Here is a 23,958-nt window from a genome sequence, read left to right on the forward strand (position 1 = left end):
CCAACTTCAATCACTAAAAGTTCTCAAATAAAATCCATCCTGTTATGTCTACTAAACCAGCAAATAATGGCAGCAGTGCTGCTCAATCTGAAGTGCCTGCATTACACTCTTTTGAGTTTGATAAAACGGCAATAGGAAACATTAAGAGTAGTGTCAACAAATTCCGCGGCTGTGTATCTATGCCTTTGGATCTGATGACCTTACCAGGGCAGGAAGGCCTTGATGTAAAACTATCTGTTCTTTATTCCAGCAATGTAAAAAACAATTTAAATACCTGGAATACAGAGGCTCCTACCGGCATTCTGGGTTTAGGATGGCAAATGCCTATTGAAATGATTACGGTAGACAAGGGCGGAAGTGCATCTGTAACGTCTGATAAGTATTATCTGGTCTCAGGCGGCAGTGCTAATCCAATGATAAAAACCGGTGAAACAGTAAACGGGAACTGGATATTTCAACTGCGTAATTTCCAGTTCTGGTCTGTACAGTATAACCCTGCATTAAAGATTTGGATCATCATAAAGGAAGATGGTTTTACCTATACTTATGGTGCCGGAAACGACACGGCTTCAAATGGTACCCAATGGGGCATAAGCTGGGGGAACTGGATTGGTTCCAGCAATGTGGGCGCAACACAGGTACTTTATCCTACCGCCTGGAATCTCGTTTCCATTGTAACGCCCATGGGTAATTCAATTCATTATCAATATATCAGTGTATCACAGAAATTAATCTCCTCCGGACTGGCCTATACGCAAGCTTCTTACCTTGGAAAAGTAATTGACAGCTACGGCCGTATTATTACCTTGAATTATGGAAATAAATTTGGCATGCTTAATCCCGGCAGTACCAGTGACGGCAAACCGATTGTTGAATACCAGCCGCTACACACCCAGATAGCGCCCCCCTCTCCCAACGCTTATCAGGACAGGTATGAAACCTATTTCTTAGATTCTGTTGACGTGGAAGATGCAGATGGCAACCTACTTTTGGGCATGAAGTTTACTTACGATTTCATGAATAATGCTGTATCTTCAGACAGCAACTATTCGCTGATGTTCAAGCGATGTCTTCAGTCAGTGTTTCAATACTCCAACAATGGCGAAACACTTCCAGCAATGAATTTCGAATATTTCCCTACCAATTCGTCCAGCACGAATCCTGGTGCCCTAAGTGCCGTTACATACCCCGAAGGTGGTAAGGCATCCTTTGAATATAAGGTGCAGACCATAACATCAGCTAATTCATCAAAAAAAGTACAGCTGCAAAATCCTGTCACCGGCAGTGTTCCGCGCGTTTGGTTTGGATCAGATTACGTTGTATTCACCTACCAGAGCAGTAACCAGGTGCAGGTAAGAATACAATCTTGGAATGGGCAGTGGGTAAACCAGACGGTAAACATCAATAAGACTGTAGCAACCGGCAGCCTGATGGTGCAAACCACTGAGAATTTCTTTGCGCTTTCCCTCCGCAATAGCTCCACCGGCAACGACGAATTGTACCTATTCCGCAATGATGATGCAGAACAGGATTTAAAATTTGGAAAATGGGTGATGTACAATAATCAGCCTTTCATACTTACCATAAAAACCAATTCTAAAGCTCAATCTGTTTTTGTTGCCGGAGATAGTTTTGTGATGGCTTACAATACCGATTACACCACTAACCGTGTACAGGGATTTTCGTATAACTGGCAGGATGGCATGTGGAATGGAAACGGATCTCCGCTGCTGCCCAATTCTTCAGATTGTGTAATGGCATCTATTACTGCGACTCAGAATTTTTATGCCGTGTCCTGTTATCTCCAAAGTTACCGTCAGCTCAAAAACTATCTGTTTTACCGGGCTTTAGATGGCACATGGAAAACGGGCAGTACATGGACGTTAAGCAATGTTGATGTAGTAGTAGATCAGCCAACCAATACAGCCTATCTCGCGATCAGCCCTACACCAAGTTCATTGGTACTTATATTTGCAACAACCACTACCAGTACTGCTATTAACTATAGCCTGAGATTATTTAACTGGGATGAAAATTTCTCTGTACTCAACACTTCATCGCCTGGCTCCGTTGATTTATCTTCCCCTGTTGTAAGCGGAAATTCACTTTATCAAATATTCCAGACATCAATCGTTGGATCCACTGTAAATAATAACCTGGCACTATTGCGCGATGCTGGTGGTGATCAGCGTTACGGCTCTGTATGGAATCAGAAAAGCTTTTCATCTCCCGGAACAACTATTGGGCTGAACATGTCCACTGGTGAGGACATCTCCATTCTTTCACCAGCCAGTGGTGCTGCGGCCAACCAATGGGCGGCCTTTAATCCAAATGCCGGTAACTGGTCTATCTTGTCAAATGCTCCATCCGGAAATAACCCAAGCATCTCGGGTAATTATATGACGGTTGGAAAAACCATCTATTTCCGGGGCACAGATGGCACATGGAGATCATTATCAACACAACTCGGCAGTTTTAATGATCCACAGAGTCTTCAAAACCGGGGACCGAGGTTTATCAGCTACCAGGATGCCAGTGACAATACGGCATCATCATACGTAGCAGCATTAAAAAACGGAACTGCACAGCTGCCTCAAAAACTGAATAATGTAAAATCATTCGTACCCAATGGTACTGCCGGAACGATGCTGGTTGCCGGCCGCTTCCTGGTTACTTACCCTTCATCTGCAGCTTCATTTGATGCTAGCCCGACAATGGATTTATGGAACCTTGATGAAGTTGATTTCAACCAGTCGGCTACAGATACTCCCGTGGCATACCTTGTAATTGAGGATCAATATGATGCCACGCAGAGTTTTACGCAATCCTACTATTATGCCAACTCTCCAGAATCGCAAATTGTTTACAATGCCCTGATGGGTGTGGCGCAGTATCCATTGGTGATGGTGGTTCCCGGTGTTAAAGAAAAAGCTGCTTTACCAACATCCACACCTGAAGGAAGCAGCCATTTTTATTATTCTAACGGACTGGCTCAGCAATCAACGCTTTACCCATCAGGCGGACTCCAGAATTTTCAGAATATCCTTAACGGCATTCAACTTGGCCAAAAAGATTTTGCTAAAGATGGTAACCTCGTATCGTCGCAGTTAAATTACTGGACGGTTTATTCAAAAGATGTTACAGGCAAATACCTTTTGGGCGGATATGCACGTTGCGAAAAAACGGCCAACATGAAAGATGGCATTGTACAATGGTCATCAGGCACTTATGACAAGACTACAGGTGTGTTACTATCGCAGGAGAAATCTTATTATGATGCTGATGGAGTCCAAAAAAATATCCGCACAGAAACCTTATATGCTTATCAGGTTCCGGCATATGCTGCTTCGTTCAACAAGCTGCACATATTCTCTACTGTAGCCATGTCAACACAGAGCGTAGCACCTGCAGATAATAGTTCAAGAAATTATATTAAGAGTCAGGCCACCACTTTTCGTAACTGGGCAGACACTACGGTGAACACTGATTGCAGCGGTACCGGTTCGTGCAAACTGGCTGCTTATCAAATTTTTGACTGGACGACGCCTGGCACTGTGGCTCCGCAATTCCCATCCGACACGCCTACAGATGCGTGGCGATTGAAGACCAAAATTATTTCCAGATCTGGTACCGGCAACCTCATAACAGAGCAGGTAGATGGTAATCAGCTTATCTCCTCTTTCATTTACGATAAAAACCAACAGTCATTAATTGCTAAATTTCCAAATGGTAGTCTATCGGGTAATGAGGTAAGTTACTATGGTTTTGAAAATTATGAAACGCCAATTGGTTGGGTGATAGGATCTGGCGGGAACATTACCCCCAACAGTCAGCATACCATAGTTGATGCGCATACCGGTACCAACAGCCTAAGTATTGCAGCAGGCAGTATGGGCACCGCAGGCGTGCAAGGCATATTTACACCCATTCGTCAGGATCAGCAATATATATTTTCTGCATGGGTGAAAAAGCCTTCGGCATTTAACAATAGTGCGGGTAATGCTTCATGGAAAGTATCTGTTCCTGGAGGCACATCATCTGTGCTCAACTTCCCTGATACCGTTGGCCAGTGGATGTATATATCCCAATTAATTGATCTTCCCAACCCCAAAGGTAATACACAGATTACGATCACTTGTGAAAATGCCAATACATCCTGCAATGTGCTTGTAGATAATCTGCGGTTCACACCTTTGGCTTGTATTACCGAGGCTTACAGTTATTATCATACTTTAGAAGAGCCAACAGCCATACTTGGTGCGAATGGCGAAACAAAACGTAAGGTATTGGATAGTTTTCAACAGGAAATTTTATCCACCAATGCGGCAGACAGAACATCAAAAATTCAAAATGGTTATCTGTCACGCAGCGGGAATCTAGGTGTATTTGCTGCTGCAGACCCCAATTCCTCGCTTACTATCACCGCGGCCAATGGTGGCGAGCTCACCGGATTTACCCGTGGCTCTGAATGGTCAGCTGTATGGCAGCAAGGAACAGGCAACTGGAATGTAGCCGGTACTGTTCTTACGCAGCAATCAGCAGGTACAGCAGGTTCGCTCACCTATGCAGACGATACTATGCAATCAGACTTTTCGCTGGATGTTGAATTCAATCTGCTAGAAACACCTGTTACGCCATTGGGAATCAGTCTGGGATCTGCACTTACCGTTCAGTGGAATCCGCAATTAACTTCCTGGCAGTTGCTGGATTCGGCAGGTGCAAATTTGCTCCCGCCGGTTGATACACGTGCGTTTAATCTTCCCCAGAATCCGTTTACAAGCCAGCTTGATGCAGGTACCTTGTCTGATGCGCTTTGCGCTGAATTTAATAATGCCGGCTTCCTGCTTCCTAACACATCTACGATCAGTACAGGTGCTGCTACAGGCAAAAGCTGGACGATTACCAGTCCCGACAATGCTTACCGTTATGCGCTTAAATTGGATGGCACTAACATTGCAGTGTATACCATGAACAAACAGTGGACATTGCTTATGGGCCAATCAACCGCTGTTTTCTGGGCAGATGGAAAAATCATCTTCAGCTATACGGCCATTGCCAACTTTTCTGGTGTCCCCACTATTTTCTTTGGCAACAAGGTAGCTATTTCACAAATCGCTACGGCATTAACACCAATGGCTGCAATTTCATTCGACAATGCAAATGGCATGAATATTCAGGCGCAGCAATATGCTGGCTCACAAATGATCGTTGGACAGCTAATATCCGATAATTTAGGCAGAATGGCCATTAGGACTAAACAGGCATACATTACTCCACAACAAAATCCGATGTTTTGCTACTGCAGCGGTTTTGCCACCATGAACTGGACTGCAGGAACCATGACGGGCTTAGTGAGTGCCGCTTATCCTGCTGATAACGGCTATCCCTTTGCAAGGCAAACATTTGAAACCTCTCCGCTTGCACGTATCGTCCGGGAAAGCGTACCTGGTGAAGATTTCAGGGTAAATGGCGGCAAATGTACCGTGACCAGCTATAGTGCTGTGACAGGCCAGTCTGGAGTTATGATTTACCCGAAAAAGACGACAACAAATCCCAACGGCAACGTGTTTTATGAAGTCAGCACGTTATTGGATCAAGTGATCCAAAATGTATCTGCTACCGGTACTGAAATCAAAAATGAAACCGGCTTTGATGACGCTGGCAACCCGACGATCGTGCGCTCTCCAAACTATTTCAACCCACCTGCCAATTCTGTACAGAACGATTGGGTGACACTACAGACTTTTGATTATTTAAACCAACTGCTCACGCTGCAGCAGGGAACAAATGCGCCAACTAAATTTATTTATGACCAGGCAGGGAATATTCGTTTTAAACAAGACCAACAGGGAGCAACGGATGGAAACTATATTTATATAAAATACGATCTCCTCTCCCGCCCTATTGAAACAGGCTATATTGCTGGAGCCTGGAACCAGCAGCAGTTAGAACAATATGCCAATACCGATCCGATCTGGCCGCAGAATACGCCGACCTGGAGACAAAAAAACATATATGATGAAGGTGGTATTGGTTCAAATACCATTGGCAGAATTTCATCTATGCAAGCCAATAATGGCAACGCAGGAATCGCAGACGTTACAGAAATCCTGACTTACGATATTTTTGGCAATACCATTTCCGACAACCTTGCCGTAAACGCCTTCGATAGTGGTAACGAACGAATTGTTAATTATGAATACAATGATATTGGCACCATTACTCAAATTCAATATCCAAATGAAACCTATGACTATGCTGTTTATTACCAATTAAATTCATTAAACCAGATTATCGGCATTACAGATCAGATGTCTTCGCAAACGCCGGGCCAATCAGGAACCAGTACGATCGGAAACTTCAGCTATGATGCCGCGGGTACACCATTGCAAAATCAGCTGGCGCTCACCAACGCAACCATCAAACAAACCTATGGTTTCAATGCACCAAACTGGCTGTTGAACATCAATAATCAGAACCAGAATGGTTCCAGTATTTTCCAGGAGACACTCACCTATACGTCAGGGGGCTACGCCAACACCGGGTATTTTGATGGAACCATAGCCTCTTCTGCCGCACAGGTTATTGGCCAAACCAATAACGAATACCAGTATGCCTACGACGCTATTGGACAGCTACAAAACGCAAAGGCTCCTGCAAACCCACCGGTAAGCACACCTGCTGCACCTGATGTAAGTTATGACCAAAATGGTAACATACAAAACTTTGCAGGTAGCAACATCTCGTGTGCATACGCCTATAATCAAGGTAGCCAACAGGTAAACACCATTAGTGATGTTAATAGCGCACAGGTAATTGCGCAGTTTGCCTACAACCAAAATGGAAATGCCATTTCCATGAACATGGCCGATTCAAAGATCAGTAAACCATTTACCCTGGGTTTTACTTACGACCCTGCTTCTATGCTGGCAGTAAGTATTGCAGATACCACACAGGGCGGTGCCACGTTAAATTTCACTTACGGCTGCCGTAACGAACGATTACTTAAAACTGTTACGGGAGGATCTACGCCGGCAGGAACAAAATTGTATGTAAGGGGTACCAGTGCAATGCCGCTACAGGAAATCTTTATCAGCGCTGATGAAAAAACGAGCTCATCTGTGAACTACATCTACGGCCCTGGTGGCCTCATCGCTATGAGAAAGCTTGAAAATGGTACCACTGCAACGCTTTATCATATCTTAAGTGATCATCTTGGATCTGCAAGAGCGGTTATTGATCTCAGTGGAAATGTTGTTGCCTCATACGAATATCTCACATTTGGCGCATTGTCGAATATCAATGAACCAAGCCCTGGCTTTCTGCCCTACCTGTATACCGGTCAGGAATTTGATTCCGAAATAGGGCTGTACAATTACAGGGCCCGTTTCTACAGTGCTGCCATCGGACGGTTCATTGCAACCGATCCAGGCCGCCAGTACTTTAGTCCTTATATTTATGCCTCCAACAATCCGGTGTTGTTTATTGATCCAACAGGTATGTTCTCTATCGGTAGTTTCTTTAGTGCCATCGCAGGAATATTTATCGGTGCCGTAGAAATCGTTGTTGGTGTTGTTATTGATGTAGTGGCTGCGGTTATTGATGTCATTACGGGTGGATTGGGTACACCAGCAACTATTGGTTTGGCAGCACTTTCCGGTGTCTTTTATGGAGCAGGGGTAAGTTCGATTACCTATTCGGCATTTCATTTCGATGATTTCAGCTGGAAAGACTACGGTATCCAGATGGGCATTGGTGCGCTTACTGGCGCATTAAGCGGAGGTTTTGGAGCCGGTTTGGGTATTGCAGCTAAATCAGCCCAGGTAGCACTTACAGAATTTACCGCTACGGCGCGTGCTACTGCAGGCTTGTTAGAAGTTTTCGGCCAGCCTGGCGTGGCAACAGCGGTAAAAGCAGGCGCTTGGGTGACCGAGAAAGGCGCAGCACTTGCAGGGTTGGCCACCAACGGACCTGTAGCTGCAGGATGGGGCGCTTTAGCCAAGGGAATTGGAACCGGTATTATCAAGAGCGAGGTTATTGGAACTTCCATTAATACCGGTAAGAACCTGGTTCTTGGCAATAACTGGGATGCCGGCCTTAGCCAGGTTGTATTCAGCTCGGCGCTGAGCGGATCAATTGGCGGACTGCAGGTTTCTAACCGGATCAAATATTAACAGATTTATTAAAAGACAGCATCACGATTAGCATATGAAAAACACTATTTTTTCCATCCTTGAACCAATGATTTAACCGGACAGTATGCCTGTAGAATATTTCTTTCCAAAAGCATTTTATTATAAGGACGACCTCATTAGTAATGAAGCGAACGAGCGGCTGGTTGAAGCCGCTCATTCACTGAAGCAGGAGTTCCCTTTGTCTACCCGTAATAATTTGTATACCACGTACGGATCTGTTCCAGACATTTTTGTGCGCAGCGAATTCGGTGTTTTGCACAGTGCATTGATTAATGAAATCGGCCAGTACCTGGATATCCTTGAAACCCGTCCGGGTAACAAGTACGCCATCTCAGATTCGTGGGTTAGTATTTCATCCCCAGGGAATTATGAACGCATGCACACACATGACGGCTCTTACATCAGCGGTGTTTATTACATCAGCACAGCCCCAGGCTGTGGAGATCTTTCTTTTGAAGAGCTATCCGATAATTTATGGGCATCATCCCGTACAAAGCCCGAAAACTTTAATACGGTAAGGTATACACCCAAAGATCGGCGCCTCATTTTGTTTAACAGTAAAGTGCCGCATTCAGTAAGTCAGAATCTTTCATCCAGCGAGCGAATTGCTTTAAGTTTCAACGTTATCATTGTCTAGTCCTTTCACAAAAATATCTTATTGAACAAAAGGTATTTGTAAATATTAAAAACAACATCTATGTCACTACAAAAAATTGGAATGATCACCCTGGAAAACTCGGGGGCATTTGTTGCAAGGATCCAGATAAGCTACCAGATTGGGATCGGTCCAAAAAAAATGTCCATCCAAACGGGCAATATCAATGGACTTACGTCAAAAACGGTAGACCCAGAGCAGTTGGGAGTTCCTGATGGCGCTACAGTTCAGCTTTATGTATATGTGATGTGGGGCAAAGATGTTGAAGCGCCGCAAATATTCCAATATCAAAAAGGTAATGGCCTTAATGTTCGATACCATGTAAGCAATGTTGCCTGGGATCCCGTGCTTGTTTTGCTACCATGGCATAACTGGAGCAGAAATATTGTTTATCATGCTCCTGCAAACACAGAGACTTATTATTACCCTAAAAACCGTACGGATTTGCAGGCAATTCTGCAGAGTGCCTCTGCAGCAGGTGTGCAGGTGCGCGTTTCCGGCCAGCGGCACTCTCAACCACCACTTGTTACAGACGACAACCGAAATGGAAATACTTCCAGTAAAATAAGCTGGCTGATTGATATGTCCTGTTACGCCGATCTCGGCCCTGCAGGTAGCCAGAATATCATGATGGAGCCATCCGGCCAAAAGGTAACGCTAAACACTGGTGTCCGCGAAGATGAACTCGATGCTTTTCTTACATCGAATAACAAAATGCTGATTACGGCTACAGCAGGAGGTTTTTTCAGTCTCGGAGGGATGACATCTGTGGATGTGCATGGCGCTACCACCGCCGCTCCCATCTTTTCGGAAACAACTTCAGCTTTCAACATTATGGCCGCAGATGGCAGTATGACCACTATAAACTCAGATACCCCGGCAATTAACGGCTGGCAGCCTATACAATTTGCCAGAGTTTCTATGGGTGCATTGGGTATTGTTACATCCGTTACGATAGATGTAATGGATCGCCCATGGGCCACCACCATAAAACCTGAAAGAGAAACATTCGTAGTCTCCGATCAGCATTCGTTTGTTACCAAATTCAAAGGTCTGGTAGCACAGCATACTCGCATGGAAACTTTTTACAACCCCTACTCCAGCAAGTACCTGTCTCTAAGGTGGGATATAGATTCGAATCCTGTTACAAAAACACCGAATATTTCATCCACGGTTCCAAATGCCTGTGAAATGGCTAAAAGTGATGAGTATGGTGCACCATTGGAAGGCATAGCTGAACCTTTTGGACAAGCAGCGGGGTTATTGGCTCAGGTTTCAGGAAGTACATTTGCAGCAACAGTAGTAATGGATCTCGCTTATGGTGAAATAGAAAAACTCTTTGACGCTGCGGCGGCAAAATACTCCGATCTGTGGCTTAGTAAAGCAGCAAGGGTAATGTTTATGTCTTATTTCTTTGAACTGCCAGATTTAAGTGATGCAGGCATGCAACTGGTGTGGAAAGGTCTGAATGTAGTAACGGACCGTTTGAAAAAATCAAATGACTTTCTAGTGGTTGCACCTTTGGAATTTCGATTTATAAAAGGAGGCAACACGGCATTGGCAGGAACCTATACCGATAACCCAGATTCAACGTTTGTAAACCTTGATCTTATAGCCTTTATTGAGCCTACGGTAGCTTCTTCCTACCCTGCTCCTATGTTGCAGTTTTTTGCCGATATTGAACGAGAGTGGGTAGCGATGGGCGGTATCACACATAACGGAAAGATGTTCGGCTTTTATGATCCGGCCGCGGCCGCAGGATCTTATTCTGCCCCATTTAATACCGGCTTTCTGAAAGAACTTGCGAAACGCAGAAATCAACAAAATGGCAGAGTTGATGCATTTGAGTACTTTAGGGCGAAACAAGATCCCAACAATCTTTTCCTGAACGATTATGTACGGGCCATGCTTGGATAAATAAGACAGTCAGGCATTCTTAAATATTTTGCATCCTGCTTGACGAATGCATCGCCGGGACCATACTATTTGTAGTTTTGTTCTACCATACTAACCACATTTTTAAAATTATGGTTTCTTTAAACTTGTTAGCAGGTAGGCAATAACAGAGTTTTCAAGCCCGTTGGCCAGATCTGTCAGTTGCATAACGTTGCGGAGATGATTACAAAATCCATTTATAGAAGAATTCTTGATATCGTTGCATTGGTGTAGCTGAAAGCCCGCTGCTGTACATAGTTGGGTATAATCATTTATATCGGTAATCAGGTTTGCTGCAGGTACAGACCAGCTTCCAACCCATTCCGTATTGTTCAGCAACATGTCTGAAAAAATAAGTTGACCGCCTGGACGAAGTTTTCGGTAGGCACAATCAAGAAAATCTTTTCGGGTATCAAAATGAAATGCAGCCTCAACACTGATGATTAAATCGAAATTTTCGTCCGGAAATTCCATTCGGGTAGCATCCATCACCCGGAAATCAATACCAGCATGTACCTCCTGTGCAAACGAAATCTGCTTTTCAGAAATATTGATGCCAACAACATGTGCCTTGCCGAACCGTTGGGCAATCACACCAGCCCCCATTCCCAGTCCGCATCCTGCATCCAATATCCTAACAGGATCTTGCGGCATTGCTACCAGATCGAGATGTTTTATGACCAGCGCATTGCATGCGGCTTCCAGGGTTGAAGGATGATTGGTCCAATCGCCTACATTGTAAAAGCCTGAATAGCCATACATGGCTTTCATGGCATCAGACAGGATCATGTGATCGTACCTGTCAATAAAATCACTCCCGGTAACTAGTTCATTTTTCATGGTTCCAGTTTATATCCAATAAAATAGAAGAAGGTCCTCGTTGCACGCTGAAATGACTCCAGCTTACATGGTCAGCAATAGCATAAGAATTCAGATAAGCAAAAAAACGGTGCAGGCCAATACCGCCCTGAATTTGCGCGAGTCTTGCGCCTATACACCTGAAAGCGCCTGCGCCAAAGCCAAGATGGTTTGGTCTTCTCCCCAATATTAATTGATCAGGGTTTTCAAATTTTGCAGGATCCCTGTTTGCCGCACCTATACTAATAAGCAATTGGCTACCGGCAGGAATAGTAGTGCCGTGAAGATTTATTGCTTCCTGAGTAATGAGTAAAACGGATTGAAGCGGAGAATCATAACGGATCAGTTCATCCACACTTGTGATGGCAAGCGGCAGGCTTTCGCGAAGCATGGACTGGTCTTCTACCCTGCCTTGAAGGGCAATCAAAGCATTTCCCATAAAATTCATCATATTTTGATGGCCAGCATAAAAAAGCAGAACCATTAATGAAATGATAAACGAATCGTCCCCGTTACCATCTGGTACAACGGCAAGAATAGCACTGCATAAATCTTTACCAGGCTTTTGTCGTTTTAACCCGATCAGTCTTCGCAGTGTATCAATAAATATTTTTTTGGGTTCGTCTTCACCGTTTTCCCATGATTTTTCATCAACAAAACTTAGGTATCCGCCTTTTAAGCCACTTACTATTTTAGAAAATGCACTCACCTCTTCTTGCGGTACGCCCATCACCCGGCAAATTGTTCCGAATGTAAAAGGATGGGCATAATCATTCATAAATTCGATACGAGTGGAAGAGCGAAGCCCGGTAAGGATTTCATCTGCCTGTTGTTTCATCTCATCTTCATCAACCTGGAGTGTTCTGGCAGCAAGCTGATGCATAATCTGCTTACGAAATGCGGGCGTATGACCAGGTGCCAGCGCATGTAATGTTTGCGCGATTGCTTTTTCAACCGGGCTCAAATACTGAAAAATTTGACTGTCCTGCCCCCAATGCGAACAACGGGGGTCACTTAGTAACAGCATTGCATCCTCATAGCCTGTGATCATCCACATGCCTTCAGGCGTTCTGAAAATGGGTTTTTCCTGTTGAACCCATTTATACCATGGGTAAGGATCAGCTATGGAATATTGAGGTTCGTTTGCGTTAATTATCATGTTATCGGTAACGGAATAACCGGATGGCTTAATTTAGAAATCAGATATAAAGAAGAATGACAGAAAATAATACTGTCCATTCTCTTCGTAAATATAAGTAAATTTAATTAACCGTTCTGGTAAAATTCTGAAACAAGCTGAAGATTTTTATAATAATGATTGTTAGCGTAATGATTGAAAACAACCTCAAATTTATTTAAATATTGATTGTAAATCGCAGCATATTTTCCAGGTATTTTGCATCTCTGTTACTATAATTAAAATTGCTATAGCGGTTACCGGATCATAAATAAGATACAAAACTTTTTCACTCGGCGCTCCATTAATCTATTTATTGTTCTAATAACAACATCAATTTTCACGGGCCAGTTGAAAATTGTATTTTTCCAAAAAAAAACATCTTCATAAAACCGGTTCTCCATTAAAAATATATGCATAAAACCTTTTTAATTATTATTCTAATTTTTACTACGGCTGTAGTTTTTGGACAAAAAAACAGACTGAGAAATACTGCGACCAGTAAACCTTTTGTTCTGGGGCTAATAGACGAAATCCAATCAAAAGCATTGGGAGAGAAAAGAATCCTGAACATCTATCTTCCTGAAGGTTATAAACAAAGCGACACTACAAAATATCCGGTGATCTATTTACTGGATGGTTCTGCTGATGAGGATTTTATCCATATCGTTGGACTTGTACAGTTTAACAGTTTCGAATGGGTAAATCAGGTGCCAAAATCAATTGTGGTTGGCATTGCCACAGTAGATCGTAAAAGAGATTTTACTTTTCCAACATCAATTGCGCGCGATATGAAAAGCTACCCCACCACCGGCCACTCCGATCAATTTATTTCTTTTATTGAAAAAGAACTTGAACCTTATATCCAGTCAAAGTATAAAACGGATCACAGCAAAACCATTATCGGTCAATCTTTGGGAGGTTTGCTGGCCACTGAAATTTTATTTAAGAAACCTGCACTTTTTAATCAATATATAATTATTAGCCCAAGTTTATGGTGGGACAATGGTTCGTTGTTAAACCAGGAATCCAAAATCAGTGAGCGTAGTTTTAATCAGCAGACTAAGGTTTACATTGCTGCTGGCAAAGAAGGTTTAACACCAACCGAAATACCGAGGGTAATGGAAGTAGATGCAAATTTACTGGCAGAAAAGATAAAAGGTTTTAAAAACAGTAATGTAAAAGTTTATTTCGATTTTCTACCGCAAGAGAACCACGGAACAATTATGCATCAGGCAGTTTCCAATGCGTTTAAATTTTTATATCCTGTAGCAAAAAAGGATTAGTACTGGTTAAACACCTAATTATAAAATTTAGAGTAAATCACATTTCGGCTACAAGAAAATACCTTTCGGCTACAAGGGAGCAGAAACCAAATCTGAACTTTGCTTCATAAAATGATATCAATATGAAAGTATTTGTTACAGGTGCTACAGGTTTCGTAGGAACAGCCGTAGTACAGGAATTATTAGCGCATGGGCACGAGGTTTTGGGATTGGCTCGCTCTGAAGACTCCGTAAAAAAATTGATGGCGGCCGGCGCAAAAGCATTCCGGGGAGATTTAAACGATTTTGACAGTTTGAAATCAGGAGCTATTGCTTCAGATGCAGTAATTCATTTAGGATTTGTCCACGATTTTACAAAATTTGAAGAAATGTGTAAGCTTGATGGAAAAGTGATTGAAGCCATAGGTGAAGCTTTATCGGGAACAAACAAATTGTTTCTGATCACTTCAGGAACTGCACTTTTTTCAAAAAACGGAATCACAACTGAAAAAGATTTTTCCGCCAGCCATCCACATCCCCGCATCGCAACAGAAAATGCAGCAGATGCCGTAGCCGCAAAGGGTATAAAAGTTGCCGTTGTCAGACTCTCTCCATCGGTTCATGGTAAAGGAGATAAAATTGGTTTTGTTCCAACCTTAATTCATATTGCAAAAGAGAAAGGAAAAGCTGCGATAATTAATGATGGCAGTAATTTCTGGCCTGCTGTTCACGTACTGGATGCAGCCAAATTATACCGCCTGGCTTTGGAGAAACCTTTTATAAGCGGAACGAGGTATCATGCCGTTGCAGAACAAGGGGTTCCGTTTAAAAACATCGCAACTTTTATTGCCGAAAAACTGCAGGTTCCAGTTGTTTCCCTAACCAAAGATGAAGCAGCACAGCATTTCGGGTGGTTTGCACATTTTGCACAACTTAATAACCTAACTTCAAGCGAAATAACCCAGACAACATTAGGCTGGAATCCTCAACACCCTACCTTGATGGAAGATTTACAAAATGATATTTATTTTCAGGAGGTAAAATAGCCTCTAAGGTTAAATTCATTAAATTTGATTAAATATTAAACTGATGCCCGACTCGCCGATAAGAATAAAAACCATCTCTCAGTTCCATACTTTACGTGGCTTGCCAAAACCAAAACATCCGCTCATCAGTGTGATTAATTTTGAAGATATGGCTCCGGCTCCGGAAAGTGTAAAGCAGCGTTTGATATTTGATTTTTATATGATTTCCGTCAAAAGAGATATGGATCACAAATATAGGTACGGGCAGCAGGATTACGATTTTGATGAAGGAGTAATGTTCTGTATGGCACCACATCAGGTACTAAGTGTGATACGGGAAGAGAATGGCAAAAATCCGTCCGGATGGATGATGATGATTCATCCGGATTTTCTTTGGAATACGCCGTTGGCGAGCGCAATCAGGAAATATGAATTCTTTGATTATTCCGTTAATGAAGCTTTATTTTTATCCGATGATGAAGAAGTAAAAATCCAGCAGATCACGGATAATATCAAGCAGGAATATCAAACCAACATTGATCAATTCAGTCAGAACATTATTATTTCGCAGCTCGAAACACTATTGAATTATTCGGAGCGGTTTTATCAGCGGCAGTTTATTACGCGTGGCAAAGCGCATCATCAATTTTTAGAACGGCTGGAAGTTCTGCTCAAAGATTATTTCGAAGGCAATAATCTCAAAGAGCATGGTTTGCCTAGTGTCCGGTTTCTTGCAGAAAAATTCAATATGTCGCAATACTATATGCGAAGTCTTTTAAAAACTTTAACCGGACAAACTACGCAACAGCACATCCACGAAAAGCTAATTGAGAAAGCCAAAGAAAGGCTCTCCACAACCGAACTTTCAGTGAGTGAGATTGCTTACGAATTAGGATTTGAGCATTCTCAATCATTTAGTAAGTTATTTAAAGCTAAAACTGATATTTCACCTCTGGAATTCAGAAAGTCATTAAATTAATGTTATTTTAGTTCGTCAGGTTTTATTTCAGGAAGTGAAAGTTCTAATTTTTTCATTGAATGTTTGATTAAAATTGCGTATTTGTCCAAATGTGCCATTTATGCTGCCATTACATAATGGCTAATTTTTTCTGATATTTCAGTTTCTTACCCCAAAATAATCTGGTAGTAATAAAGGATCAGGCAGTTTAAGTGCTGAAAATTTTTACTAAAAAAAAGGAATGATTTTTATGAAATCCTCGATTAAAATCGCTGAACATTCCTTAATGAATAGTACTCTAATTGATGTAAAATTGATGTTTTTAATTAAAAGGATAATTAAATTTTTTAATTCAAATAAATAAACGTTAATTAGACATTTATTTATTGTTATGAGCAAAGCAAACTATGTAATTGGAGTAGATTACGGGACTGATTCTGTCCGGTCTGTTCTAGTCGATACCGCAGATGGAAAAGAAATTTCGGCCTCTGTTTTTCTTTACCCAAGATGGCAGAAAGGTTTATACTGTAAACCTGCTGTGAACCAGTTCCGCCAGCATCCCTTAGATTATGTTGAAGGTTTAGAACACACCATAAAAGATTGTTTAGCCAAAGCCGGTGGTGCAGAAATTGCCTCTTTAGTAAGAGGTATTTCAGTTGATACGACCGGTTCTAGCCCGGTTGCCGTTGATGCCACAGGCACTCCCCTGGCTTTAACACCTGGTTTTGAAGAAAACCCAAACGCCATGTTTGTGCTTTGGAAAGACCATACTGCAGTTAAAGAAGCGGCAGAAATTAACGAGCATGCTACCCGGTTCAAAACCAATTATTTAAAGTATGTAGGCGGAATTTATTCGTCCGAATGGTTTTGGGCAAAGCTATTGCGCACCTTAAGAGTCGATCAGTCTATTCGGAATAGTGCACAATCCTGGGTGGAACACTGCGACTGGGTTCCGTTTTTACTTTGTGGTGGTAAGGATGTAACAACGATGAAAAGAAGTCGTTGCGCTGCCGGACACAAAGCTTTATGGGCAGAAGAATTTAACGGCCTGCCGCCAGAGGATTTCTTTAACAGTCTGGATCCGCTTCTGGCTGGTTTCAGAGATAAATTATTTAAGGATACCGATACCTCTGATATGGCCGCCGGAACCTTATGCGAAGAGTGGGCAAACAAACTGGGCCTAAGCACGGATGTAGTAATTGGCGTTGGCGCTTTTGATGCACACATGGGCGCGGTTGGCGGACAAATTGAACCCTATTATTTAAGCAAGGTAATGGGTACCAGTACCTGCGATATTTTAGTGGCGCCTAACCAGGATTTGGATGGTAAATTGATTAACGGGATCTGTGGACAGGTTAATGGCTCTGTCATTCCGGGTATGTCAGGTTTGGAGGCAGGTCAATCGGCTTTCGGCGATGTGTATGCCTGGTTTAAGAATTTAATCAGCTGGCCACTCAATCATTTATTAACTGAATCTGCGTTAATTGATGAGGCTACAGCAATTGCGCTAAAAGAAGAACTGGAAGCTAAAATTATTGCCAATTTAAGTAATCAGGCCGAAGCTTTAGACGATGAAGATTATGCAGAACTGGCTGTAGATTGGTTAAACGGCAGAAGAACACCTGATGCCAATCAGGAACTTAAGGGAGCCATTACCGGTTTAGGCTTAGGTACCGATGCCCCGCGGTTTTTCCGCGCACTGGCAGCCGCAACCTGTTTTGGCGCGAAAGCCATCGTAGATCGTTTTAAAGAACAAGGCGTACCCGTAAAAGGAATTATTGGCATTGGCGGTGTGGCTAAAAAATCGGCCTATATTATGCAAATGATGGCTGATGTGCTCGAAATGCCTATCAGGATTCACCGTTTTGAACATACCTGTGCATTAGGTGCAGCCATGTTTGCCGCGGTAGCAGCAGGCGTTTACCCAAATATTGAGGCCGCTATGCAAGCCATGGGTACCGGTTTTGAAAAAGAATACAAACCTAATTTGAAAAAACAAAAGCTTTACCGCCAACATTACCAGCAGTATTTAGGCTTAGGCCGTTACCTCGAAAAATACAGTAAAAAAGACGTTAGACCTTATTTATCATGAGCAACTATCAGGATATAAAGCAACAGGCTTACGAAGCCAATATGCAGCTGCCCAAATTGGGACTGGTATTGTTTACCTTCGGCAATGTCAGTGCTGCAGACCGTGCAAAACGCGTATTTGCGATTAAACCGAGTGGTGTACCTTACGAGGATTTAACACCTGAAAAAATGGTCATTGTAGATTTTGATGGGAACACGGTTGAAGGTACACTCCGCCCCTCTTCAGATACACAGACACATGCGGTTTTGTACAAACACTGGGAAGATATTGGTGGCATAGTACATACCCACTCTACTTATGGCACCGCATGGGCGCAGGCACAAAAAGCCATTCCAATTTTTGGTACCACCCATGCCGACCACCTGACAGTAGATATTCCATGTGCACCACCAATGGACGACACCATGATTAAGGGCAATTATGAATATGAAACGGGTTTTCAGATTATAAACCATTTTGAAAGCCTGGGCTTGAGCCATAAAGAAGTAGAAATGATTTTAGTGGGTAACCATGCGCCTTTTACCTGGGGCAAAACAGCAGAAAAAGCGGTTTACAACAGCGCGGTACTGGAAGCAGTGGCACAAATGGCTTTGTTAACGCAGCAGATTAATCCGCAGGCACCAAAGTTGAAAGATTCTTTAATTGAGAAACATTATGAGCGTAAGCATGGTGCTGGTGCTTATTACGGACAGAAATAGCTAGTTTGGAGTCTGAAGTCCGGAGTCCTCAGTTCAGCGTAGCAAAAGAATAAATGAATTATTGATTAGGTCTCAACGACCGAAAGATAATCATAAACCTCACAGGTTTCAAAAACCTGTGAGGTTTGATTGAGTAAAATTAAAAACGACATAAAACATAATGATTGATTTAAAAAAATTACAAGTTTGGTTTATTACCGGTACGCAACATCTGTACGGTGAAGAAACCTTAAAACAAGTGGCAGCACATGCACAGCAAGTTGCTGATTCGTTGAACCAAAACCAAAATATCTCGGTTTCGGTAGTGTACAAACCAATTGTAAAAACTACTGAAGAGATTTTTGAAACTTTACAGCAAGCCAATGTTGACGAAAACTGTATTGGTGTAATGACCTGGATGCACACCTTCTCGCCTGCCAAAATGTGGATCAGGGGCTTAAATGTATTGCAGAAACCTTTGCTACACCTGCATACCCAATTTAACCGCGATATTCCATGGAATACCATTGATATGGATTTTATGAACCTGAACCAGAGTGCGCACGGTGACCGCGAATTTGGTTTTATGGTTTCGCGTATGCGTAAAGACCGTAAAGTGGTGGTTGGACATTGGCAGGATGAAGAAGTAGCGAAACAAATTGATACCTGGTGCAGAGCTGCTGCCGGATGGAACGATTGGCAAGGCGCTAAATTTGTACGTTTTGGAGATAACATGCGCTATGTAGCCGTTACCGACGGCGATAAGGTTGAAGCGGAAATGAAGTTTGGTTTTTCTGTAAACACCTATGGTATTGGCGATTTAGTAGCTGTAATTAATGGAATTGATGAGGAAGCTATACAGGCCTTATTAAAAGAATATGAAGCTACTTATGAAATGGCTGATGATTTGAAGGCTGGTGGAGCTAGACACCAATCGGTTTACGATGCAGCTAAAATTGAACTGGGTTTACGTAAGTTTCTGGTTGATGGCGGCTTTAAAGGTTTCTCTGATACTTTTGAAGATTTACATGGAATGATTCAGTTGCCGGGTATTGCAGCACAACGTTTGATGGCTGATGGTTATGGTTTTGCCGGTGAAGGCGACTGGAAAACAGCAGCTTTGGTGCGTGCATGTAAGGTAATGGGCGCTGGCTTACCGGGTGGCAATGCATTTATGGAAGATTACACGTATCATTTCGATCCGGCAAATGCAATGGTATTAGGCTCGCACATGCTGGAGGTTGATGCCAGTTTAGCTTCAGGAAAAGCAAGCTTAGAAGTACACCCGCTTGGCATTGGCGGTAAGGCTGATCCGGCACGTTTGGTATTTAACGTTGGCGGTGGCGATGCGCTTAATGCCTCGTTAATTGATATGGGTAACCGTTTCCGTTTGCTGGTAAATGAAGTTAAAGCTGTTGAAGCTGAAAATGACCTTCCGAACCTACCGGTTGCACGTGTACTTTGGAAACCACTTCCGGATATGAAAACGGGTTGTGCAGCATGGATTTATGCCGGCGGAGCACACCATACAGCTTATAGTCAGAATTTAACTACCGAGCACTTATCAGATTTTGCCAATATTGCCGGTTTGGAATACATTAACATTGGCGCCGATACCAAAATCAATCAGTTCAGAAATGAATTGCATTGGAATGAGGTATTTTATAAAGGTTAAGCTAAACAAGCTCCTTATGCAAAAGAAGCCGGTAATGATCTACATTATCGGCTTTTTTGTATGATTGCCCTACGATGAAAGATTGCTGCGTTTTTACTCTTCAGCAATGAAGATCTATCGATCAGTTTTATCATTGACGACACAGTGAAGAATCTATTGAACCTCCAATCTTGGCCACGGCCTTAATAATCCCGTTTTTGAATCTAGCCAGTTTTAAAAATTATTTTTAACCCCGTCAAAGTTAACCTGATGGGTTAAAAATTAAATCCCCGAATCTATATCCCATGCTTTCGATCAGAAAAGCATCAGTTGTCAGACTTTCTCATTTTAGAATTGCATTGCAATCATTATACAAAATCTTATTGCGTATAAATAAGAATGCATTTTGTATGTTTGAACTGTCAAAAACACACCACAACCAAATTTAAGCCTGTATGAACGAAAAAGAATCGAAATACCAAGCTCCCGCTTTGGATAAGGGGCTTGATATATTAGAGTATCTGTCAGCACAATCTGTTCCGTTATCTCAAACTGAAATTGCCATTGGTATGGAGAAAACGCCTAACGAAATTTACAGGATGTTGATGAGCTTAGCTAGCAGGGGTTATATTTTACGTGATGAGATTTCGGGAAAATACAGGCTATCATTAAAACTTTTTTACCTCTCGCACAGGCATTCGCCTATTGATGAGCTTCGAAAAGCCGCACAATTTCCATTAGAAGAACTTGCTAATACCATACGCCAATCGTGTCATTTGAGTATTTTGTACCTGAGTCAGGTGATGGTGGTTAGCCATGTTAAAAGTCCTGGACCAATTGCACTTTCTACCGAGGAAGGTAGTTTATTTCCATTGCCTTCAACCGCATCTGGCAAGGTAATATTGGCCTACATCACTGAAGCAGAACGTGATACGATATTAAAAAATGATATCACTTTTAAGAGATATGGCAAAGTAGAACGGGAAGATCTTTTGAGTTCTTTAATTGATATTCGTGAGAAAGGCTCCTATTTCAAAAACAGCGATTCAGTATCTGGTATAACCGATATTTCAATCCCTATCGGTGTGAAAAACAATAGTGGCATCATAGCTTGTTTAACCATTTCAGTACTGAATGCAATAAATAATAATACCGCAATTACAAATGATGGTATCCTTAACAATGCCTGTAAATGTGTTAAAAAGATTGAACAGCGGGTTGGAATTTGAATCATCGCCCGGTTTTAAGATTCTGATGGTCAATATTACATTTTCATAAGAAGAAATTAATCTCTTATCATTTGGATATTGCCCAAATACCATAAGAATATTCCGTTTTTAAGTTTCCTTTCTAATTTAAATATTCAGAACGATGTATGACAATATTTGTTAATATTTAGGCAAGAAGATAAAATTTTTAGTTAAGAATATTTATTTTATTTGTAATCTAATCACGTATAATTTATCATAGACATGTTTTCACTCAAAAATAAAAAAGCAATAGTTACCGGTGGCGGAAGTGGGATTGGCCGGGCTATAGCAACTATCCTTGCTCAGCAAGATGCTGAAGTCCATATCATTGAACTGGGTATTACACAAGCACAAGATACACTTGATGAAATTAAAGCAACCGGCAAACAGGCTTTCAGTTATGCATGCGATGTTTCAGATCACCAGGCAGTTAAAGCTGTTTTTGAGCAAATTGGAAGCATCAATATTTTAGTCAATAATGCAGGTATTGCACATATTGGCAAAGCCGATAATACAGAAGAAAGTGATTTCGACCGCGTAATGCGTGTAAATGTAAAAGGAGTTTACAATTGCTTATATGCTGCTATTCCTCAAATCCGCTTGGCTGGCGGAGGTGTAATCATCAATATGGCCTCTATTGCAGCCCTGGTAGGCTTGCCAGACCGTTTCGCCTACAGTACGGCAAAAGGTGCGGTAAAAGCCATGACCATGAGTGTAGCCAAAGATTACATCGGCGAAAACATCAGGTGTAATTCTATTTCTCCGGCAAGAGTACATACACCCTTTGTAGATGGCTTTTTACAGAAAAACTACCCGGATAACATTCCTGAAATGTTCGAGAAATTATCTAAAACCCAACCGATTGGCCGTATGGCTAAACCTGAAGAAATCGGTGCGCTTGCCTTATATTTATGTAGTGATGAAGCTGCATTTATTACCGGTTGTGATTACCCGATTGACGGTGGATTTACAACCTTAAATAATTAATATTCTTTTTTAAATACAAAATATAAACTGTTAATATGAAATTAATACGATTTGGTGAGGCAGGAGCGGAAAAACCGGGTGTAATTATCGGTGATCATTACTATGATGTATCTGCATTGGTTAGCGATTATAACGAAGCTTTTTTCGGTGGAGTTGGCTTAGAAAAGCTAAAATCAGCTATTGCATCTGCTGATTTACCACAGGTTGATAAGGGTGTGCGCCTAGGCCCTGCTTTGGCACGCCCGTCAAAAATTATCTGTGTAGGCTTAAACTACAAAGATCACGCTGCCGAAACCAATGCCCCCATTCCATCCGAGCCGATTTTATTCTTCAAAGCTACATCAGCTATTGCAGGCCCGAATGATGATTTAATTATCCCTAAAAACAGTAAAAAAACCGATTGGGAAGTAGAATTAGCTATTGTTATTGGTAAAAAAGCCAGTTATGTGACTGAAGAAAACGCTTTAGATCACATTGCAGGTTATGTATTGCATAACGATTACAGCGAGCGCGAATTTCAGTTAGAACGTAACGGACAGTGGGTTAAGGGAAAAAGTGCCGATACTTTTGCGCCAATAGGGCCATTTATAGCCACACAGGATGAAATTGCCGATGTGCACAATCTGCGCCTTTGGTTAACTGTTAATGGCAAAACTTTACAGGATGGAAATACGTCAAACCTGATTTTTAATGTATCCTTTATGGTTTCGTACATCAGCCAGTTTATGACCCTTTTGCCGGGCGACGTGATTACCACTGGTACGCCCGCTGGTGTAGGCTTAGGCCAAAAACCAGAACCATGGTATTTAAAACCTGGCGATGTGGTAGAATTAGGCATTGACGGTTTAGGTACCAGCAAACAAATGGTTAAAGCTTATGGCGAAAATTGATATGAGAAGATATTGCCTGGCGCTTGATCTGGTCGAGGATGCAAAGCTTATTGAAGAATATAAGCTATATCATCAGTCGGTTTGGCCCGAAATTAAGGAAAGTATCCGTTTGTCTGGTATCGAAGATATGGAAATATACCTTACTTGTAACCGGCTATTTATGATCATGGAGGTAAATGAAAGCTTTTCTTTTGAAGCCAAAGGTGCAGCCGATATGGTTAATCCGAAGGTACAGGAATGGGAAAGCCTAATGTGGAAATTCCAGCAGGCTTTACCAGGAGCCAAACCTGGTGAAAAATGGATAATGACGGACCGGATATTTAAACTTTAATACTTTTAA

General features: G+C 42.1%; 15 protein-coding genes. 13 read left to right on the forward strand and 2 right to left on the reverse strand.

Features of this window, described 5'->3' with window-relative positions:
- The first annotated feature begins 44 nt into the window (after positions 1-44).
- From ABEG20_RS08160 to ABEG20_RS08170, 3 genes are all read left to right on the forward strand, one after another.
- Positions 45-8,174, forward strand: a complete 8,130-nt coding sequence (locus tag ABEG20_RS08160) for an RHS repeat-associated core domain-containing protein (RefSeq protein WP_406826880.1) — start codon at positions 45-47, stop codon at positions 8,172-8,174.
- Between the two features lie 85 nt (positions 8,175-8,259).
- A complete protein-coding gene (locus ABEG20_RS08165; RefSeq protein ID WP_406826881.1) occupies positions 8,260-8,832 on the forward strand; it encodes a TIGR02466 family protein in 573 nt (190 codons plus the stop codon).
- 60 nt (positions 8,833-8,892) lie between these two features.
- Complete coding sequence (locus ABEG20_RS08170) at positions 8,893-10,767, forward strand: FAD-binding protein (RefSeq protein ID WP_406826882.1); 1,875 nt, start codon at positions 8,893-8,895, stop codon at positions 10,765-10,767.
- A gap of 108 nt (positions 10,768-10,875) precedes the next feature.
- Here the strand turns inward: ABEG20_RS08170 and ABEG20_RS08175 are convergent, their stop codons facing one another.
- Positions 10,876-11,625 (reverse strand): SAM-dependent methyltransferase, encoded by a 750-nt coding sequence (locus tag ABEG20_RS08175; protein ID WP_406826883.1) that lies wholly within the window; start codon positions 11,623-11,625, stop codon positions 10,876-10,878.
- The gene (locus ABEG20_RS08180; protein WP_406826884.1) at positions 11,615-12,802 is read right to left on the reverse strand and encodes a cytochrome P450; all 1,188 of its coding nucleotides are present in this window, start codon (positions 12,800-12,802) and stop codon (positions 11,615-11,617) included. Before ABEG20_RS08180 ends, ABEG20_RS08175 begins: the two co-directional genes overlap by 11 nt.
- Positions 12,803-13,233: 431 nt before the next feature.
- Between ABEG20_RS08180 and ABEG20_RS08185 the strand changes: the two genes are divergently transcribed.
- From ABEG20_RS08185 to ABEG20_RS08230, 10 genes are all read left to right on the forward strand, one after another.
- Positions 13,234-14,106: an alpha/beta hydrolase gene (locus tag ABEG20_RS08185; protein WP_406826885.1), complete on the forward strand. Its 873-nt coding sequence runs from the start codon at positions 13,234-13,236 to the stop codon at positions 14,104-14,106.
- 122 nt (positions 14,107-14,228) lie between these two features.
- Positions 14,229-15,131, forward strand: coding sequence for an SDR family oxidoreductase (locus ABEG20_RS08190; protein ID WP_406826886.1), 903 nt, complete (start codon positions 14,229-14,231; stop codon positions 15,129-15,131).
- Between the two features lie 43 nt (positions 15,132-15,174).
- The gene (locus tag ABEG20_RS08195; protein ID WP_406826887.1) at positions 15,175-16,089 is read left to right on the forward strand and encodes a helix-turn-helix domain-containing protein; all 915 of its coding nucleotides are present in this window, start codon (positions 15,175-15,177) and stop codon (positions 16,087-16,089) included.
- A 370-nt stretch (positions 16,090-16,459) separates the two neighbouring features.
- Positions 16,460-18,160 (forward strand): ribulokinase, encoded by a 1,701-nt coding sequence (locus ABEG20_RS08200; RefSeq protein WP_406826888.1) that lies wholly within the window; start codon positions 16,460-16,462, stop codon positions 18,158-18,160.
- Entirely contained in the window at positions 18,157-18,858 is a 702-nt protein-coding gene (locus tag ABEG20_RS08205) for an L-ribulose-5-phosphate 4-epimerase (protein ID WP_406826889.1), read from the forward strand. The genes ABEG20_RS08200 and ABEG20_RS08205 overlap by 4 nt, the downstream gene beginning before the upstream one ends.
- Positions 18,859-19,018: 160 nt before the next feature.
- Positions 19,019-20,512 (forward strand): L-arabinose isomerase, encoded by a 1,494-nt coding sequence (gene araA / locus ABEG20_RS08210; protein WP_406826890.1) that lies wholly within the window; start codon positions 19,019-19,021, stop codon positions 20,510-20,512.
- 434 nt (positions 20,513-20,946) lie between these two features.
- A complete protein-coding gene (locus ABEG20_RS08215; protein ID WP_406826891.1) occupies positions 20,947-21,720 on the forward strand; it encodes an IclR family transcriptional regulator in 774 nt (257 codons plus the stop codon).
- Between the two features lie 243 nt (positions 21,721-21,963).
- The gene (locus ABEG20_RS08220) at positions 21,964-22,728 is read left to right on the forward strand and encodes an SDR family NAD(P)-dependent oxidoreductase (protein ID WP_406826892.1); all 765 of its coding nucleotides are present in this window, start codon (positions 21,964-21,966) and stop codon (positions 22,726-22,728) included.
- A 35-nt stretch (positions 22,729-22,763) separates the two neighbouring features.
- Positions 22,764-23,618 carry a fumarylacetoacetate hydrolase family protein gene (locus ABEG20_RS08225; RefSeq protein WP_406826893.1) on the forward strand — a complete coding sequence of 285 codons (855 nt, stop codon included), beginning with the start codon at positions 22,764-22,766 and terminating at the stop codon, positions 23,616-23,618.
- Between the two features lies 1 nt (position 23,619).
- The gene (locus ABEG20_RS08230) at positions 23,620-23,949 is read left to right on the forward strand and encodes an L-rhamnose mutarotase (RefSeq protein WP_406827388.1); all 330 of its coding nucleotides are present in this window, start codon (positions 23,620-23,622) and stop codon (positions 23,947-23,949) included.
- Positions 23,950-23,958 lie beyond the last annotated feature (9 nt).

Origin of the sequence: Pedobacter sp. KACC 23697 (assembly GCF_045348445.1) — a bacterium.
In the GTDB taxonomy this organism is placed as follows: Bacteria; Bacteroidota; Bacteroidia; order Sphingobacteriales; family Sphingobacteriaceae; genus Pedobacter.

Excerpts from the sequence above, each read along its gene's own strand:
- ABEG20_RS08160 (WP_406826880.1), top strand. The coding sequence starts at position 45 with ATGTCTACTAAACCAGCAAATAATGGCAGCAGTGCTGCTCAATCTGAA.
- ABEG20_RS08165 (WP_406826881.1), top strand. The coding sequence starts at position 8,260 with ATGCCTGTAGAATATTTCTTTCCAAAAGCATTTTATTATAAGGACGAC.
- ABEG20_RS08170 (WP_406826882.1), top strand. The coding sequence starts at position 8,893 with ATGTCACTACAAAAAATTGGAATGATCACCCTGGAAAACTCGGGGGCA.
- ABEG20_RS08175 (WP_406826883.1), bottom strand. The coding sequence starts at position 11,625 with ATGAAAAATGAACTAGTTACCGGGAGTGATTTTATTGACAGGTACGAT.
- ABEG20_RS08180 (WP_406826884.1), bottom strand. The coding sequence starts at position 12,802 with ATGATAATTAACGCAAACGAACCTCAATATTCCATAGCTGATCCTTAC.
- ABEG20_RS08185 (WP_406826885.1), top strand. The coding sequence starts at position 13,234 with ATGCATAAAACCTTTTTAATTATTATTCTAATTTTTACTACGGCTGTA.
- ABEG20_RS08190 (WP_406826886.1), top strand. The coding sequence starts at position 14,229 with ATGAAAGTATTTGTTACAGGTGCTACAGGTTTCGTAGGAACAGCCGTA.
- ABEG20_RS08195 (WP_406826887.1), top strand. The coding sequence starts at position 15,175 with ATGCCCGACTCGCCGATAAGAATAAAAACCATCTCTCAGTTCCATACT.
- ABEG20_RS08200 (WP_406826888.1), top strand. The coding sequence starts at position 16,460 with ATGAGCAAAGCAAACTATGTAATTGGAGTAGATTACGGGACTGATTCT.
- ABEG20_RS08205 (WP_406826889.1), top strand. The coding sequence starts at position 18,157 with ATGAGCAACTATCAGGATATAAAGCAACAGGCTTACGAAGCCAATATG.
- araA (WP_406826890.1), top strand. The coding sequence starts at position 19,019 with ATGATTGATTTAAAAAAATTACAAGTTTGGTTTATTACCGGTACGCAA.
- ABEG20_RS08215 (WP_406826891.1), top strand. The coding sequence starts at position 20,947 with ATGAACGAAAAAGAATCGAAATACCAAGCTCCCGCTTTGGATAAGGGG.
- ABEG20_RS08220 (WP_406826892.1), top strand. The coding sequence starts at position 21,964 with ATGTTTTCACTCAAAAATAAAAAAGCAATAGTTACCGGTGGCGGAAGT.
- ABEG20_RS08225 (WP_406826893.1), top strand. The coding sequence starts at position 22,764 with ATGAAATTAATACGATTTGGTGAGGCAGGAGCGGAAAAACCGGGTGTA.
- ABEG20_RS08230 (WP_406827388.1), top strand. The coding sequence starts at position 23,620 with ATGAGAAGATATTGCCTGGCGCTTGATCTGGTCGAGGATGCAAAGCTT.